At 54.6% G+C, this 18,021-nt stretch carries 10 protein-coding genes; 5 read left to right on the top strand and 5 right to left on the bottom strand.

Annotated elements, in window-relative coordinates; translation table 11 throughout:
- The 5 genes from VH413_15440 (at position 1) to VH413_15460 (ending at position 7,133) form a co-directional block, all read left to right on the top strand.
- On the top strand, positions 1-1,263 hold the full coding sequence (locus tag VH413_15440) for a 2Fe-2S iron-sulfur cluster-binding protein (protein ID HEX3800086.1): 1,263 nt from the start codon (positions 1-3) through the stop codon (positions 1,261-1,263).
- A gap of 53 nt (positions 1,264-1,316) precedes the next feature.
- The gene (locus tag VH413_15445) at positions 1,317-2,303 is read left to right on the top strand and encodes a multiheme c-type cytochrome (protein HEX3800087.1); all 987 of its coding nucleotides are present in this window, start codon (positions 1,317-1,319) and stop codon (positions 2,301-2,303) included.
- A 144-nt stretch (positions 2,304-2,447) separates the two neighbouring features.
- Positions 2,448-4,190: a cyclic nucleotide-binding domain-containing protein gene (locus VH413_15450; GenBank protein HEX3800088.1), complete on the top strand. Its 1,743-nt coding sequence runs from the start codon at positions 2,448-2,450 to the stop codon at positions 4,188-4,190.
- Entirely contained in the window at positions 4,187-4,996 is an 810-nt protein-coding gene (locus VH413_15455; protein HEX3800089.1) for a hypothetical protein, read from the top strand. Before VH413_15450 ends, VH413_15455 begins: the two co-directional genes overlap by 4 nt.
- A 10-nt stretch (positions 4,997-5,006) precedes the next feature.
- Complete coding sequence (locus VH413_15460) at positions 5,007-7,133, top strand: hypothetical protein (GenBank protein HEX3800090.1); 2,127 nt, start codon at positions 5,007-5,009, stop codon at positions 7,131-7,133.
- 4 nt (positions 7,134-7,137) lie between these two features.
- Here the strand turns inward: VH413_15460 and VH413_15465 are convergent, their stop codons facing one another.
- From VH413_15465 to VH413_15485, 5 genes are all read right to left on the bottom strand, one after another.
- Positions 7,138-7,779 carry a response regulator transcription factor gene (locus VH413_15465; GenBank protein HEX3800091.1) on the bottom strand — a complete coding sequence of 214 codons (642 nt, stop codon included), beginning with the start codon at positions 7,777-7,779 and terminating at the stop codon, positions 7,138-7,140.
- Positions 7,780-7,806: 27 nt separating this feature from the next.
- Complete coding sequence (locus VH413_15470; protein ID HEX3800092.1) at positions 7,807-9,537, bottom strand: sensor histidine kinase; 1,731 nt, start codon at positions 9,535-9,537, stop codon at positions 7,807-7,809.
- A gap of 94 nt (positions 9,538-9,631) precedes the next feature.
- Positions 9,632-12,232 carry a beta-galactosidase gene (locus tag VH413_15475; protein HEX3800093.1) on the bottom strand — a complete coding sequence of 867 codons (2,601 nt, stop codon included), beginning with the start codon at positions 12,230-12,232 and terminating at the stop codon, positions 9,632-9,634.
- A 53-nt stretch (positions 12,233-12,285) separates the two neighbouring features.
- Positions 12,286-13,140 (bottom strand): prepilin-type N-terminal cleavage/methylation domain-containing protein, encoded by an 855-nt coding sequence (locus VH413_15480; GenBank protein ID HEX3800094.1) that lies wholly within the window; start codon positions 13,138-13,140, stop codon positions 12,286-12,288.
- A gap of 46 nt (positions 13,141-13,186) precedes the next feature.
- Positions 13,187-17,815: a glycoside hydrolase family 2 TIM barrel-domain containing protein gene (locus VH413_15485; GenBank protein HEX3800095.1), complete on the bottom strand. Its 4,629-nt coding sequence runs from the start codon at positions 17,813-17,815 to the stop codon at positions 13,187-13,189.
- Between the last annotated feature and the right edge of the window lie 206 nt (positions 17,816-18,021).

The raw sequence follows: 18,021 nt of genomic DNA on the forward strand, positions 1-18,021 counted from the left end.
ATGGATCCTGCCAAAATACTTGCCGTCGGTGGTGCGATTTTATTCGTCATCGTCCTCCTGAACCTGTTGGTTCTTTTTTACTCCAACGTGCGGCGGACGGCGGCCATCCGCGTGCAGCGCCGGTTGGATGGGGAATTATTTTCCTGCCGGCTCAACCTGGCGCGGCTGCAATTAAAGCGGCAGGAAAGCGCCGGATCATGGAACGGCACGCGAAAATTCCAGATTGATAAAATCGTCAGCGAATGCGCGGACGTCTCTTCATTCTATCTCGTGCCCCATGATAAAAAAGCGCTGCCGCCGTTTCATCCCGGCCAATTCCTCACTTTTGAACTCGATGTCCCCGGCCAGCGCAACCGCGTCATTCGTTGCTACTCCCTTTCCGATCGTCCGCGCCCTGATTATTATCGTGTGACCATCAAGCGCGTGCCCGCGCCGCCGGATAATCCCAAGGGAAAACCCGGCCTCGTCTCCAGCCATTTTCATACCGCACTCAAAGCCGGGGACATCGTTGATTGCAAGGCGCCAAGCGGCGGATTCTTTCTCGATACCAGCCGCCTGACGCCGGTGGTGCTGCTCGCTGGCGGCGTGGGCATCACGCCGATGGTCAGCATGGCGAACGAAATCATCGAACTCACGCCGCAGCGGGAGACGTGGTTTTTCCTCGGCGTCCGCAATTCCCAGGACCATATCATGAAGGATTACCTGGACGTGCTGGCGCGCTCCAACAGCAACATCAAATTGCACGTCTGCTATTCGCGCCCACTCAAGACCGATGTCAAAGACCGGGATTACCAGCATGAAGGGCGCTTGAATTTTGAACTGCTCAAGAAGGAATTGCCCTCGAACAATTTTGATTTCTTCATGTGCGGTCCGGGGGAGATGATGAGTGATTTGCATACCGCCCTGCTCGAATGGAACGTGCCGGACGAGAGCATTCATTTTGAGGCCTTCGGCCCCGCGAGCGTGAAGCGCACCGCGCCGCCCACCGCCGAGCAGCCTGCTGGCCCGCAAACCAAGGTATCTTTCTCCCGCTCGAACCGGGAAGTGGCGTGGACCGGCCAATCAGCTTCACTGCTCGATTTGGCCTTGGCAGAAGAAGTGCCGATTGGGTATGGTTGCCGCGCAGGGAATTGCGGCAGTTGCAAGACCGCGATCAAATCCGGCAAAGTGAAGTATCTCAAACGCGCAGGTTGCGAAGTCGAGGCGGGAAGCTGCCTCACCTGCATTGCGGTGCCGGATGGAGATTTGACTTTGGACGCGTGACGGCACGCAAGCTCATGGCAGTAATTGAACGCTGAAATTACGGAACAACAATTATGCAAAAACTTGCCTTCTCGATCAAATTAATGGCGCCGCTGCTCGCCCTCGGCCTGCTCCAAAATATTCATGCCGCCGAAGATATTTACCACACCGACCCCGCGAAGGTGATGGGCCCGGAGGCCTGCAATGAATGTCACGCGCCCGAAGTCGAGGCCTGGAAACTCACGCATCATTTCGATACTTTCAATTCCATGCATCGCCGTCCCGAAGCGCGGGACATCTCCAGCAAGATGGGCATCCGCCGTATCAAGGAAGAGAGCCTTTGCCTCAAGTGCCATTACACGGAAAAGAACGATGACGACGGCAAAGCGCAGGTGATCTCCGGCATTTCCTGTGAGTCCTGCCACAGCGCGGCCAAGGATTGGATCAAGGTTCACAGCGCCAAAGATGACCCTGACCGTCTCGCGAAAGCCGAAAAACTCGGGATGCTTCGCCCAAATAATTATTATCGCGTCGCGGCAAATTGTTTTGGTTGCCATACCGTTCCCGAGGAAAAACTCGTGAACGTCGGAGGTCATAAAGCGGGCAGTGATTTCGAATTGGTTTCGTGGCTTTCCGGTGAAGTGCGCCACAACCTCCAAAAATCCGCGGGCAAGGTAAACGAGGAAATCCCTGCTGAACGCCGCCGCATGCTCTACGTCGTTGGTCGCGCCTTGGACTTGGAATACAGCTTGCGCGGTCTCGCGAAAGCCACGGAAGACGGTGATTACTCGAAGGGGATGATCGCCCGCGCCACCGCCGCCAAGGCCAGCCTTGACGAAATTGCCAAGGCCACCGGCGCAGCGGAAGTGACAAAGATCAGTGCGGCTGTCAGTGCCGGTGATTTAAAAATTAATAATGCCGACGCTCTGAATAAGGCCGCCGACGCCATCAGCGAAATCAGCAGCGGCTTCGCCAAAAGCCAGGACGGCACCAAGCTTGCCAGTGTTGATCCTCTTATTCCCGGTCCTGACAAATACAAGGGAACGCCCTATAAACCTTGATTGATTTTCAGGGCGTTCGCGGGAACAAAATATCAAACCCAAAATGCCGATCGCGCGGTTTGCGCTGGGCCGGTGTGTGGAAAAGCTGTTACCTTTTTTGGCGGAGTCTTGAAACTTTAAAAACGCACTCAAATATTTTTTGCGATGCCTGAAGAAGCACAAAGCATAAAGCGGCCGCAACGCTGGGACGTTCCTTTCTGGAACGAATCCGCGGAATTTGAGATCGCGCCCATGACCGAGGAAGAAGTGGATCGTCTTCTGCAAATTCCACTGTTTCGCCAGATGGATCCCACGCGTTTTCCAAAAAACACTTCCTTGCGCGATATTCTCCTGAACGACGGCCGCGTCCGCAAATTTCGCAAAGGCGACATCATCGTGCGGCAGGGCGATTACGGAAATTCCGCTTTCATCGTCCTTTCCGGCACCGCGCGGGTGGTGCTGGATAAACTCAGTGACCGCGTCACCGGACGCCAGGAACCGGTGCGCAAAAGCGCCTTTAGCGCGTTCGCCCAATGGTGGCAAAATCCCAAACTGCCGGAAGTGCGCCACCTCGGCGTAAAGAGTCCCGAACGCGAAGCCGGACATACCGACATCATTGCCCGCACGGACCCGGCGGTGTTCGTGCAGGACATGAACGTCATCATCAAGGACAAGCGCACGGTGGATTTGCCCGCCGGCGAATTGTTCGGTGAAATCGCCGCGCTGAGCCGCACCGCACGCACGACCACGGTCATCGCGGGGGCGGAATCCGAGATGCTCGAGATCCGCTGGCAGGGTTTGCGCGAGATCCGCCTGCACGCGCCCGAGTTCAAAGACTATGTGGACCGCCTCTACCGCGACCACAGCCTCAAGAATCATTTGCGCGAGACGCCGATGTTCAGCCATCTCAACGATGAAACGCTCGCGCGCGTCGCCGCTGTCACGGAATTTCTTACGTTTGGAAAATTCGAGTGGTATGCCACCTTCACCAAGATTCGCGAAACCACCGCCCCGGATCGCATCCAGAAAGAACCGGTCGTTGCGCAGGAAGGCCATTATCCGAACGGGGTGTATTTGATCCGCAGCGGCTTCGCGCGGCTAAGCGAAACTTTCAACAACGGCGAGCGCACTGTCAGTTATCTCGGTCGCGGACAGATTTTCGGTTTCGAGGAAGTGGCCTTGAACTGGATGAAAAAAAGCGACTTGCCGTTTCAGCGCACCTTGCGGGCGGTCGGTTACGTGGACGTGCTGTTTGTCCCCACGCCCGTCATTGAGCAGCACGTTCTTCCGGGCATGCCGGAATCGGAACTGCCGAAACCGCAGCCGGTCTCGATTGACAAGCGCAGTCAACGCCGCAGCCATGATAAAATTCCGCCGGAGATGATGGAATTCATCGTCGAACGGCGCTTCATCAATGGAACCGCGACGATGATCATTGACATGGATCGTTGCACGCGTTGTGACGATTGCGTCCGTGCCTGCGCCGCCACGCACAACAATAATCCACGCTTTCTCCGGCACGGGCCGATCGAAGACCATTTCATGATCGCCAATGCGTGTATGCATTGCCAGGACCCGGTGTGCATGATCGGTTGCCCGACGGGCGCCATCCACCGTGATTCCACCCATGGCCGCGTGGTGATCAATGACCTTACGTGTATCGGTTGCGCCACCTGTGCGAACAGTTGCCCGTATGACAATATTCAAATGGTCACGGCGCGCAGCACGGATGGCCGGCCTTATTACGATCAGGCGACCAATCAGCCGATTCAAAAAGCCGCGAAGTGCGATTTGTGTTCCACGCAAATTACCGGACCGGCTTGCGCGAATGCCTGCCCGCACGATGCCCTCGTGCGAATGGACATGCGCAACGTGGATAAACTCGCCGACTGGCTGAAACAACGATGACGCTCACTTCCCGCCGGCATTTTGCCTGGGTGTTGTTTGCCATCGCCGCAATCGTGGCGTGGGTGGTGGACTATGCCCTGCGCATCGAGTTGCGCCGCGCGGAAATCGTGACGGGGTTGACCTTGTTTATCGTCGTCGTCTTCCTGACACTTTTCAACGCGCGCAAAAAACTGCCATTCCTTCCCTTATTGCGCGCCTCGACCTGGATGCAGATCCACATTTACGTCGGCTTGCTTAGTTGCGTTTTGTTCGGCTTGCATACCGGCTGGCGCGTGCCGACTGGGACTTTTGAAACCACCCTGGCAATTTTATTTTATCTCGTTGCCATCAGCGGCATCGTCGGGCTGGGCATCTCTCGCTGGCTTCCGGCGCGCCTCACTGTCTATGGCGAAAACGTGATCTTCGAGCGCATTCCCGCGTTGCGCGCGACGTTGCGGCGAGAAGTGGAAGAGATGGTTCTAGAATCGGTCGGCAAGGCGCAATCCTCGGCCATCGCCGATTTTTACGATTTGCGTTTGCGCAACTTTTTTCAAGGAACCCGTTACATGTGGTATCACGTGATCGGCTATCGCCAGCCGCTGCTCGATTTGCTTTCGGAAGTCCGCGGGCTCGAACGCTATCTTAATGCTGAAGAACAAGCCATCCTCGCGCAAATCGTCGAGCGCATTCACGCCCGGGACGATCTGGATTTTCAAAAGGCCCGCCAGGGTGTGTTGAAAGGCTGGCTGTTCATCCACATTCCTTTGACCTATTCCATGCTCATCGCCGCGATGGTTCACGGCGTTCTCGCGTGGAGGCTCTCATGATTTCCCGATAATGCGCCGCCTCCAGGAATTTGGCTTCGACAAAAGCCCTTACGAACGGCCCAATCAAAAATGGGTCTGTGGCCGCGCGCGCGATGGCCAATGCTGCCTTGCCGGCCCGGACGAAAAGGGCAACTGTATGGCGAGCGCCGAGTGCCGCCCCTTGCGCAAAGGCGATCGCTGGCAATGCGCGCGTCCCGCGTTTCTCGGCGGCCCCTGTGCCGAAGGACCTTCGCCCACCGGCCAATGCTGCCGGGTCATCCCCAAGTGCAGCCCGGTTCGCAGCGTGCGTTCCTGGCGCAGCCTGACCGTCATGCTCGTGGCGGGCGTTACGCTGGCTGCGCTTTTTATCCTGCTCGGCTTGAAAGACGGCAATCGCGCGTTCTCGCCGGGCCAGCTTAGTTTTTCCCATCGCTCTGCTGGCGAAAATTGCAATGAATGTCACGACGGTCTGGAGCCGCGTCCCGCGCGCTGGCTCGTGAAAACTCCCGACTCACACTCCGCGCACGCCGGCAGCCAGCTTTGCCTAAACTGCCACAACGTCGGCGATTCGCCGCTGCAACCGCACGCGCTCGCCGCTGCCGACTTGCATGCGCTGACCGAAGCCGCGCAGAAAAAAAATAATGCCCACAGCCGTCCGGCTGGCCTGATGCTCGCTTCATTTATCCCGAGCATCGGCCACTCGCAAACCGAAGGCATTGCTTGTGCGACTTGCCACAAGGAACATCGCGGCGAGGAGGCCGACCTGAAAAAAATCTCCAATCAGCAGTGCCAGAGCTGCCACGCCACCCAGTTCGCCAGTTTTGCCGAGGGGCATCCACAGTTCACCAGTTATCCTTTTGAACGGCGTACCCGGATTATTTTTGATCATCAATCTCATCTGCGTGAGCACTTCAGCGATCCCACGGTCGCGAAGTTCGCGCCCAATTCCTGCCTCGATTGTCATTTGACCGATTTGCGCGGCGGTACGATGCTCGTGAAATCGTACGATGTCATTTGCGCTTCCTGCCACGATGACCAGATCAAAGCCAAGTCGGCGGCGAAAACCGGCATCCCCTTTATCGGAATTCCTCGCATGGATGACCAAACATTGAAGGGAACTAACTCGATTGGCCAGTGGCCGGAAGACGCCGACCAGCCGCTGACTCCTTTTCTGCGTTTGATTCTTTCGGGTGATCCGACGGTGCGTGCAGCTCTTCAAAAATTGCAGGGCGTGGATCTTTCGAGTCTCCCGAAAAAAGATCCCGATAAAGTAAAAGCCGCGCAAACGCTGGCGTGGGGAATCAAGTCCTTGATCTTTGATCTGAACTCGCACGGCCAGGAAGAACTCCTGAAACGAATTACCGCCAGTGCCGGACGGCCGCTATCGAATTTCGAAAAAGAAGGCGTGGTCGCATTCTTCAATGCCGAGGCTTTTCGCAATACTTTTCAGGGCGCATTTCCCAAGCTGCAAAAAGAAGTCATTGACTATCGCAAATCCGGAGTTGCTCCCGCGACTGAACTGGTTCCTTCGCCTGATCTGCCGCCGCCCGGCCCTGTCAAAAATGTGCCGCCGGACGAATGGGTGGACAACGGCGGCTGGTATAGTCCCGACGGCTCGTTTACGCTTTATTATCATCCCCGCGGCCATCGCGACCGTTTCCTCAGTTCATGGATGGATCTGACGGTTGATCCTGCCTCCACCGCCGACCCCGCGGTTTCACAAGCCTTGTTCAAGCAACTCACCGCGCCGTCTGCGGTGGGGATGTGCGCCAAGTGCCACAGCGTGGATGACTCGCCGGTCAAGCAAATGAATTGGAACTCCTCGCGCCCCGATCCGCTCGAACATAAATTTAATCACTTCTCCCATTCCACGCATTTGAGCCTGATGGATGCGCGCGGATGTTTTACCTGCCATTCCATGACCGATATGGCCGGCAAAAAAGAAACTTATGCTTCCGCATTTGAACCGGGTCAGCGCGATCCGGCCATCTTCCACAGCAATTTCCGCACGATAGACAAGAACGCCTGCGCCACCTGCCACCGTCCCAATCTGGTCCGCCAGGATTGTTTACTTTGCCACAACTATCACATCGGCCATTTTAAGCCCGTCGTTCCCCATGCCAATATTGTCGCCACCGCGATATCGGCGGGTCATTAAAAATTTACTCCGCCGTCTTCGCTTCCGACCGCAATTTTCCCACTGCTTCCAACCGGTTTCGCACGTGCATTTTTTGGCAGATGCTTTTTACATGGCTGCGCACGGTTTCAAAACCGATGTTCAACTGTTCCGCGATCTCTTTATAGAGATAGCCCAGCGCCAGCAGATTCAACACTTCGCGCTCCCGCAAAGTCAGGTTCTCAGTCTCGGTCGGTGAAGGCCCCAACGCATGAAAATGTTCCACCACTTTGTTCGCCACATGGCTCGACATCGGCGCTCCGCCTTTATAGACATCGCGAATCGCTGCCAACAATTCCGCCGGCGGACTCGACTTGATCAGATAACCGTTCGCGCCCGCCTTCAGCGCGGCAAAAATCCGTTTGCTGTCTTCATAGACCGTCACCATCACAATGTGCGTGGAGTGATCGTGCTTGCGAATCTCGGTTAAACATTCGATGCCCGACATTCCCGGCAGCTTGATGTCCATCAACACCACGTCCGGCTTGGCCACGAGAATTTGTGGCAAAGCTTCTTCTGCCGACGAATAAGCGCCGAGGCACTTGATATCCGCCGCCGTTCCCAAAATTTTCGTGAATTGCTTTCGCAATCCAGAATCGTCTTCCACCACCACTACGGATTTTTTCATAATGAGCCTTTCTGTGGCGGTGATTTCTCAAACGCCTTTTGAACCGTCTTGCGAACCATTCGGTCCCGATTTCCCGTCACCCGATCCAATCACCAACTTAAAATGAATCGTCGTCCCCTGCCCCGGCGAACTTTCAATCGCGCAATTTCCACCCAGGCCTTCCAATCGCCGCTTCATATTTTTCAATCCGTGTCCGGCCGGCACGCCGGCCTGATCGAATCCGCATCCGTCGTCCTGAATGGACACATCGAATAATTTATCCGCGAAAGTGATACGCGCTGTCACGAGTGTGGCGCGCGCATGCTTGATGATATTATGTACCGCCTCGCGCGCTGCCATGCTGAAGTTATGCCGGATGCGGCTCGACACATTGATCTCCAGCGGCAATGGCGAGACATGGATGCGGCAGCGCAACTGCGCCTGCGTGCACATTTCGTTGATGGTTTGCCGCAGGTAATCTCCCATCGCATTAACATTGTCATTCTCCGGGTCCACCGCCCATACCGTTTCATAAAGCGCCGAGACCAAATCCCGCGACACTAAATAAATCTGGTCAAACTCCGCGCGCGCCTTCTCCGACAAGGTTGTGTCCTTCTGCGCCATGCCGCTCATCATCGAGATCTGCGTTACCCGTGCGCCCAAATCGTCGTGGATGTCGCGCGCGATTCGCATGCGCTCCTCTTCGAGCGCGCGCTGTTGCTCCAGCAAAAACATCGCCCGCTGCATTCGCCGCGAAGTGTAGTATCGCACGCTCAGCGCCACGACCACGACCACCATCATTGCCATCGCTCCCCAGAACCACGGCGATTCCCAAAATGGCCGCGGCACCCGCACTGCCAATTCCGTCTTGCGTCCGGTTGGCTTCCCGAGAATCGTCACCTCCTCAACTTGAAAAACAAATTTCCCCGCTGGTAATGTTGGATAAACCGACGAATGGTCCCGGCTCTCGCCGATGGAATACATTTCGTTCCATTCCATCACCATATTATCATTGGGCATCACCCGCGGCGCGCTTTCCTTTGCGTTATGCCATTCGGCATGGCCGAATGGATCTTCGTCAATGATCGCCATCGCTTTGGTTTTCGGCGCGCTGCCGATCTCGACCACCTTCGCCATGCTCGGCCGCGTGCCGTCCGTCAGCCACGCATTGGTGGCCTGATTTATTCCTTCTTCATCCGCGTCCTCATCGAATGGCGAACGCAACAAAATCTTGGGCTTGCCGGAAGAAATTTTGGAAACGACCAAATGATCAATCACGTAAATCCCCAGCGTCGAAGGCGGCCCGGCTGAAGTGAACACCACTTGAAAATTTGAAGCGCCCGCCGGCACAGTCAACGTCTCGCGCCGATGCGTTAGCGGCGAGCTTTCCAAACCTCCATTCCAGCCGGCGCTTTCTCCTCGCACTTTAAATTGCATTTGCTCCACCAGGTCACCCGCATCGTTACAAAATCGTACCGTGGCGAACATGTAACCACCGCCCATCTGCCAAGTGGAATCATAACCCGCCAATTTATAATTCAACCGCAGCCGCGGATCATTCGTGCCGGAAGCCAGCCCAAAACGAAATTGAATTGCCAGCGGCGACGCGCCCAGGTTGATGCTGCTTCCCCGCTGCCATTGCAGGGATTTTCCATTGACCTCAACTCCGTTGACCTCCACCGGATTTATCTCTTGCGCGAAGCCGCAGGTTACGCCCGCCAGCCACGCTCCCCAAAGCACGAGGATAATCGAAAGTCGAATCGTTATCCGGTGTTTCATGCGCAGGTTCTAACATTTTCCGCTTCGCATTCCAACTTTTACTCCTTCGCAATGCGCCCAGGCTTTTTGAAATGGTTCCCAGTTGCGAAAAACTTCATGGACTTTTCTGCGGGACGATCATCGGTGTCTTTGCATCCACCGTTTTTGAAACTCGTATCACTTCTCGGCTTGCCGCTTTCTCAATCACCAATTCCACTTGCGACGGCTTCTGTCCCGTTTCATCAAACACGGTCAAATCATTTTTCCCCGCCTTCAACCAGCACTCCGGAATATATAACGAATCAATTTTAATTTTCTCCGGGTAGCGCCCAAGATCGCGCCCATTCACCCACATTGTCCCGCGCGAGAGCCCGTGGAAATTCACCCGCAAAATAGGATGTGCTCCCAATTCACCCGGCGGCATGTAATTAAAATTCGCGTGATAAAACGTCGGCGCTCCCTTCGCATCCGCAATCTCACTCCACGATTTTATCGCGGCCAGATCCGTCTCCACTCCGCCGCGCATCGCCCAGCCCGGAATATCATTTCGCAAGCCGTCCATTTCCAATTTCTGCGACCCCCAAAGTCCCTTGTTGTTGAAATTATCCAGCGTTCCCAAATAACCGAACGCCTTGCTGCGCCCGTGATGCGAGGCAAACACGGCGATTGAATTTGTTCCCGCCGCAAAATCCGTTCGCGCCACATTCTTCTCTATCGTCACGTGCCGCCCGTTCACAAACACCTCCATGTTATCCGCGCCGTGCAACCGCAATGCCCCGCTCGCCGGCGACGGCACGTTCACGCTCGCGCGATACCACGCGAACGCGCTCGTGTCGCCATCCGCGCCCATCTGCGCCGGCCCCGGCGACCGTCTCCATTTTGAATCGTCGAACGCTGGCGATATTTCCCGCATCGCCGACATCTTCCAATTCGTCAATTCCGGCGCCGCCTTGCCGTCCAATTTCAAATCCGCCTTCACGCCCAGATGGAAGCTCTGCTCCCGCCCGCCAAACACCGCAACCTGCCCGCACGATGCCTGCCCGTACGGACGCTCAATCGTCACCGAAATCTTTTTCCCGTTCTCTTCGATGCCCTGCACAAACTCCGGTCCACACACCACAAACTGCCGATTCGTCGCTCCGACAATCCAAGTGTACGCTGTCAAATCTCTGTTCAACGCCAGCACGCGAACACATTGTTTGCCCTGCTCCAGTTTGAATTCCTCCACGCCGTTCTTGGGAATCGTGATTTTTAAATTCAACCGATTCCCGTCAATCAACTCCGTCTGAAAATTTTTCGACGCCCCCTTCCACATCCCTGCTTTCACGCCACCCTCGACCGATAAGCTCACGCGTCCCGTCTTCTCCGGTTGCCCATAAACCACCAAGGTCACCGTCTCGCCATTCCGCGCGATTGCCAGCACGGGTAACGTCGCCTCCACAACTTTCACACTGTCCGTCACACGAACATTTTGCGGCAGCGCGTACACACTCGATTGCGCCAGCTTCATTTCCTCACCGGATTTAAACGTCGCCGTAATTTCATTGGAACTCGAGTTCTGCACAAAAACCAATGTGCCCGCGCCACTGCGACTCTTCCGCGCCCCAATCACTTTCACACCCGTGCCTGTGGCGAAATCCGCGTAATCACCTCGCGCATCGCCGCCATTCGCGAGTATCTCAGGAAAACTCTGTGCAAGTTGGTTCGCACGCTTCATTATATAATAGGTCGGACGCAAATCCCCGCCCTGCCCGATCGCCGCGCCGTCGTCATAACTCGCTGCCATCTCGTCATTGTTCCACGTCTCAAAATCCGTCCCGCCGTGCAGCATGTAGAAATTATATCCGCCCCCGCCGTGCGCGAGGATCGTCCAGATCGCATTCTCAATCTCGTGATTCCGCTTTTCCGCCAGCGACCCGTAAGTATCGAACCATCCCGACCAGAATTCCGTCGTGATCCACGGATTCGTGCGCTTCTCGGGATCGAGATTGCCAGGCGTCGGCGCGGCGCCGTGATGCTGTCCGCTCATGAAGTGCGGCACATCAATCCCGAACTTCATTGCCTCGTCATTCAAATGCACGAAGTAAGGATCATTCGTCACCACGCCCCAGCCCAGCGGATGCTCATTCTCTAATTGCACCAGCACGACATTTCCGCCGTGATCAATCTCGTGCTTCGCGACCATCGGCAAAATTTTTTCATACCAATGGTCGTTCCAGCTCAGCCACGCTGGATTATCACCGCGAACCTTGAACGGCGGCTTAAACTTCAGCCACACCGGGTAGCCGCCCGAATCCCATTCCGCGCACACATACGGTCCAACGCGCACCATCGCGTATAATCCCATTTGCTGCGCCGTCTCCAAAAATTTTTCAAAATCCTTGTCGCCCGAAAAATCAAACTGGTTCTCCTGCACCTCGTGGAAATTCCAAAACGCATAAGTCTCCACGCCCGCAAAACTGGCCTGTTTCAATCGCAGCAACCGGTCTGCCCAAAGTTCGTGTGGCACGCGCGAATAGTGAATGGAGCCCGATGAAAAAAAGGTGCGCTGCCCGTTCATGGAAAACCCGGCGCCATCGAAATCAATGTAGGGTTTGACCGCGTCCGTCAGCGGATACATCAAATCATTCTCCACCTTTTTAGGCTTTTCCTGTGCTGATGCAGCAACAACTAAAAACACCACGCCCCACGTGAGAAAACGCCAAAGCCAATTCATTTTTGCTTTAACAAAACCATGTAGAACCCGTTCGAACATCGCTGGGATTGTTCTCACGGCAACCTCGGCCGCTTGTTCGGCGCGGAAACCGCGTTCCAATAATATTGAGACCATAGATTATCCAGCATCGAATACTCAACATGACCATCCGTGCAAGCGATATTCACTCCGCCTTTGGGATAGGGCTGAGTGTTGAGCACATTTTTTGGAGCTGCCTTCGGACTTGAGATGCCGTGCCGCAGGATGCAAATACGATCCATCATATTATTATCTCCGTTGCCGCCGCCATCGTACAAATCCGTCGGCGGCGTGTCCGCGTTGCCATAGGAACTTGCGTTTCCGCTCGGCCAGCCGTCCGGCCACGTCCCATCTACAAACATAGGAGTCTGCGAGGGGAATTTCACCAAGTCCAATTTGCCGAACATTCCGGCTTTGCCGACATTCGCCTGCGGCGTCGAACCGTCCGCCAGATAATTCACCGCCGAACTTTTCGGGTCGAACAACCAGCCGTTCACAAAGTAACTCGCCGCGGCAATATTGCCGTTGCGCGACCACGCGTAAGCCGCCGTGCCCTGGCTCGGTGGTGCGCCCGGAGGCCAGTTGTTGGTTCCCGCCGCCGGGCAAACCTCATCTCCCGTCGCATTCGCGGAATAAGTCAAAATCGGAGTCACCCAATCATTATTAAAATCATATTGCAGCGGCCCATTGTCTTGTTCATACATGAATCCCGCCAGCGCCAGTTGCTTGATATTACTTCGGCACTTGATGTCCTGCGCTTTGCGCTTGGAAGACGCCAAAGCCGGCAGCAAAAGTCCCGCGAGAATGGCGATGATTGCGATAACCACCAGCAACTCGATCAAAGTAAAGCCAGTACAACGAATAGTAGACGGACTATTTTTTGTTTTCATACAGTGTAGAATTTTCATTGGCAATATTCGTAGTTAGTCCCGCTCATCATTGTATTCGCAACATATAGAATTGCGTCGCGTTCGATGAATTGACCGAGTTCGTAAAATTAAAGCCTCCGGAGGAATCAAATAAGTTCGTGGCCAGAATTTGCCACCTAATCACCGGCAGCAACAAATTGGTCGTCATCAGCACCAGGTATCCCATCCCGGGGATGCCGTTGTTCCCGGTGAACACCAGCGCCGAACCCGAATTCGATACGTGGCCGATTACCGGTGACAATACTGGGGTGACGACGCTGGCTTGCGGCGAATTCTCGCTCTCGCCATTGGCATTCAAAGCGGTGACCACATAATAATAAATCGTGCCGTTCAATAACCCGCTATTCGTGAAACTGAGGCTCGTCAAGTTGCTTCCCACCATGACGTAAGGGCCGCCCGCCACAGTAGAAACCTTCAAATTATAGCCGGTCGCTCCACTGACCGCCGACCAATTCAGAACCGACTGTCCCGGCCCAACGCTGGCGGTTAATTGCGCCGGCGGCGCTGGTACCGAAGTTATGTTACCGAAGAAAAAATCTAACTCTCCCGTATAAAGGCCAGTCGCGGTATTCATCTGTCCCGCTGGCCCCAGATTTCCTGCTGTATTAAATTTTTCTCCGATCGGCGTGATCCCATTTAAAAACGAAAGCGTGCCCGATGGATAAGCCACATTCACGTTGGCGTTGTCGGTATTTGGCGGTGTAAGCAATCGAAAAAATAAATTGGAAGTCGCAGTCGCAACCGTGATGGGTCTTTCCGTCGTCTGTAAGGTGGCCCAATAAAGCTGCCCGTGATAGCCTTCAAACTCGGGATAATTCCATTGACTGGTCGTAGGCAAACCCACCTGCGCCGCGTAATTCGTGGATTGCCCTGTCCACGTATAATTGAATGCTTTGGTATGTCCGAAGATTTCCTGCCCGCGCAGCCGGTTTTTGTAAACCCGATACGGCCCCTGCCCTACCCAATTCATGGCCGTCACTTTATTGCTGGGATAGTCAAACGTGATCCCCATCCAATTTTGCAATCCGGTGGAAGTATAGCGATAGGACAATTTCAACCAACCGTCCGACCGCAACGTCCACTGAAATCCATTCGCCGCGCTGGTGATGTCATTCACGAGCACGATGTAGTTCGTGCCATCAAAATAATTCGTGATGCTGCTTACCGTCCAAACCGTGCCGTCTGCGGGACGTGGACCATTGGCGAACGAAACCGCCTGATTGGAAACTGTAAGACTATTCAACACCCCGCTGGAGCCGTTAAAATGGAATATGCGCGGCCCGTTTGTCACAATGATTTCCGATCCATTATTGATCGCGGAAATAGCCGGTGCTCCTTGCGTCGGCGTTCCGACAATCCGATCGCGAATTTGCGTCACTGATCGCAAAGGCCACGTCCACGTATAGATATTTCGCCCGAACGGGTCGGTGGCTGTGAGCCGGAGCGCATCGTAATTAGTCCATGCGCCTGGAAAAGCTTTCAGGCTGATCGTGCCGGTGGTCTGTGGCGCAAGAGCCGGCCCGGCGAACGCTCCACTATCTACGGAAACAAGAAAACCACCCGTAAGCGCGTTTGTGCTGAACGCGCTCGCCGAATCATTCGCACCCGGGAGCGCGCCAAGCTGCCAGTCAAATGTGCATTGGCTCAAATCGGTAAAATCAAAACGATTTGAAATTGCGAGCGTCCCGTTGAAAGAGGTCAAACTCGGCGCGCCCACTTGCACCGGGCTATAGACCGCTTTGTAAGTATAATAGCTTGCCTCTTTTTCCCGAAACGGCCCCATCACGCCATCCGGCGCGGACTGTCCTTTGACATCCATGATGCCGCCTTGATCCGTGCGGATTTGCCCGCTATCCGCGAATACCCACTCGAACATTCCAATGCCATTGGGTGCCGTGCGCATGGCATCCCAAAACTCCTGCAAACTAGCCCCGCCCGCACCGTCATAGAGGCCATGCAAAACTTCGGTGCAGGAATAAGCCATCTTGCCCGAACCCAGGCTGCCTGTGAATCCGCTATAAGAAGGATAGTGGTCATCCTTCACGTTGTTGAACGTGCTTTGTGGACGATTGATATGCCGGTTCTGCGGGTCCCAGATCGCATAGACATTCGTCGCTCCAGTGCCATTATTGTCAACGGTGGTATTCCATCCCGATTCATTGCCATTATCCCAGGCAATAATGCACGGATGGTTCACATCCCGCACCACCAACTCCTTCACCAAATTGGACGCCACCGAATTATCATAGGCAGCTTCCCACCCGGTAAGTTCATCATAGACATAGATGCCTAGACGATCGCATTCGTCCATGAACCCCTTGCTCGGCGGATAATGCGTCATGCGAATCGCGTCCAGATTCATGTCCTTGATCAAAGCCAGATCGAGATCCGACTGCCCAAGGCTGCTGGTGCGTCCGGTGGTCGGCCACTCCTCATGATGGCAAATGCCGCGCAACACTACTTTTTTGCCATTGATGAAGTAACCCTGGCCGCTGACAAACGTAATGGTGCGAAATCCGATCTGATTGGTCAGCGTATGAACGACCTGGTTGTTCGTATCCAGAAGCTGAACAGTTAAAGTATAAAGATTGGGAAATTCCGCCGACCAGGTATTCGGCTGGGGCAAATTCGCGGAAAGAAAAATATTGCTTGATCCACTCGCGACGGGAGCCGAAAACGCCGCGCCTAATTGCACATTGTTTGAATCCGTCACGAACGCGTTCACCGAATAGTTGGCGTAGGCGTCTCCCAAATAAGCATTCACCGTGATTTGTCCATTCGCTTGCGGGTTTACGGCAACGCGATCAATGTATGCTGCCGGGTTGGCTTGCAAATAGACCGGGCGGAAAATGCCGCTGAAATCCCAAAAATCCCCCTTCTCTTCCGCTTTCACAATCGAGGCGTTTTGCGACCACCTTCTCGCCGTCACTCGCAACACATTGGTCGCGGCTCCAGGCACGACATTCGCAGTCACATCATATTTGAACTCATAGAATCCTCCCTGATGCGTCGGCCCCACTGACTGCCCATTCACCGTGACCGAGGTATCCGTGAAAACGCCTTCAAACACTAAAAAAATCTTCCGGCCTGCCCACGCCGAAGGGACGGAAAAAGTATAACCATAAATTCCGGTTTCCGAATTGGATACCGAGCCGTTATTTCCGTAATTGTAAGTTCCAAATCCCTGAGTCTCCCAACACGACGGAACCGCGATATTCGTGGCCACTCCCGCCAAACGTCCGCTGGTCACCATGAAGTTCCATTGAACCGTATTGTCTTTGTCCGTCCCCGATAAGTATTGAATCTGGCTCGTCGCTTCGGGCGTTTGCGTGACAAAAGACTGAGAGGGAGTCGCAAAAACGGTTCCCTCTGAATTAGCAGCCTGCGCCGTGTAATAATAGGTTGTGTTGGTAAGCAAGTTGAACGCGGTGTAACTAAAACTGCCGCCTTGCGTTCCCAAACCGACGCTCTTAGTCCACGCGGCAGGGTTTGTCCCTCCGTCGCTTGTGCCATAATAAATAGTAACATTCGGGACTTCATTCCCCGTTGAAATAATGCGGCCATTCAAGGTCGCACTCGTTCCCTGCACGTTCGACACCGGCAAGTTCACGAGCGCCGGCGCAGTAGTCACAGCCGCGCCTATCGTCAAAGTATTCGTGCCGGAAGGATCCACCACATTTTTGTTGGTAGTCAGGGCATTAATTTGGCTGGCCGTATAACTATTGCCTTTAGTAAGAGCAACGCCATCTATGCTTGCAGCGGCAAAACTCATGTTGTTATCAAGCAATAAAACGCTATTCGCATCTTGTATCACCAGGGTCGCCGCGAAGTCATTGAATGGAACCGTTGCGTCAAACTGGGCCGGACCGTCCACGCCGTTGGTGCCGGCTCCTCCCGCAATGGTAATGGTATTGCTGGCTCCCAACGCCCCCGGCGCGCCAGCTTGCAGCCAACCAGCCGTTACCGTCATGTTTCCCTGATAAGCATTGTTGGAATTGGCAAATACAAAGTTCGCATAATTTGTGGCCGGAGGTTCGCTGGTGCCGTCCGCATTGAACGCCATGATCGCATTTCCCAGCGTCAAATTATTTGTGCCGGAGAGAGGCCCAGTGAAGATATAGGCGCGCACGCCCGAGGCCGCACCGGAACTTAGGCTGTTCGCCGTCAATCCATCTTGCGCCGCCCAGATAAACGAATCTGCAACTACGCTGACCGGCCCGCTGATCACCGCGATCACGTCATCGCCATTGGCCAGGTTGCCGCCGCTAAGAATTAATCCATTGGAACCGAAACTATAAAAATCAGTATCAGCTTCAATGCTGGCATCACTCTGGCCATCGCCCTTGAGACGCGTATAAGCGCCCGCGTCGAGTTGTAATGAATCACCAGTAAAAGGCTGGTTGGTGCTGCTGTTGGGCGAGCGCAGCAACGCGCCATTTAAGGCTTCGTAACTATTGCCCACGCTCGGCACAACTCCTCCGGGATTCCAAATGGCTTGATTCCAATTTTGTCCCGTGGTTTCGCTGGCACCGGTTGTGAAAGCCGCCGCTAAACCTAATCGGCAGGATAAAAGAATTCCCACCACCAGCGGCGTCAACCAATGCCTGTTGCCGCCGCCGGCGCTGGAAACCTTCATGCAGGTTTCAATTTTCGACTTAGATTCTGTTTGAAAACACCCCGCGCGTACGCGCGAATGTTTACCGTTTGGACGATCATGAAACGCTTTCACAAATATACGACAAATAGACTCAATGCGGGTTTGGCTTGAAAATTATTATCGCGGACGTAAGCCGGTAACTTTATATAGCTTCAAGTTTTTTTATAATAACCCGCAACCTGCGA

The sequence above is a fragment of the Verrucomicrobiia bacterium genome (assembly GCA_036268055.1).
Lineage (GTDB): Bacteria > Verrucomicrobiota > Verrucomicrobiia > Limisphaerales > Pedosphaeraceae > DATAUW01.

Excerpts from the sequence above, each read along its gene's own strand:
- VH413_15440 (HEX3800086.1), top strand. The coding sequence starts at position 1 with ATGGATCCTGCCAAAATACTTGCCGTCGGTGGTGCGATTTTATTCGTC.
- VH413_15445 (HEX3800087.1), top strand. The coding sequence starts at position 1,317 with ATGCAAAAACTTGCCTTCTCGATCAAATTAATGGCGCCGCTGCTCGCC.
- VH413_15450 (HEX3800088.1), top strand. The coding sequence starts at position 2,448 with ATGCCTGAAGAAGCACAAAGCATAAAGCGGCCGCAACGCTGGGACGTT.
- VH413_15455 (HEX3800089.1), top strand. The coding sequence starts at position 4,187 with ATGACGCTCACTTCCCGCCGGCATTTTGCCTGGGTGTTGTTTGCCATC.
- VH413_15460 (HEX3800090.1), top strand. The coding sequence starts at position 5,007 with ATGCGCCGCCTCCAGGAATTTGGCTTCGACAAAAGCCCTTACGAACGG.
- VH413_15465 (HEX3800091.1), bottom strand. The coding sequence starts at position 7,779 with ATGAAAAAATCCGTAGTGGTGGTGGAAGACGATTCTGGATTGCGAAAG.
- VH413_15470 (HEX3800092.1), bottom strand. The coding sequence starts at position 9,537 with ATGAAACACCGGATAACGATTCGACTTTCGATTATCCTCGTGCTTTGG.
- VH413_15475 (HEX3800093.1), bottom strand. The coding sequence starts at position 12,232 with ATGAATTGGCTTTGGCGTTTTCTCACGTGGGGCGTGGTGTTTTTAGTT.
- VH413_15480 (HEX3800094.1), bottom strand. The coding sequence starts at position 13,140 with ATGAAAACAAAAAATAGTCCGTCTACTATTCGTTGTACTGGCTTTACT.
- VH413_15485 (HEX3800095.1), bottom strand. The coding sequence starts at position 17,815 with ATGAAGGTTTCCAGCGCCGGCGGCGGCAACAGGCATTGGTTGACGCCG.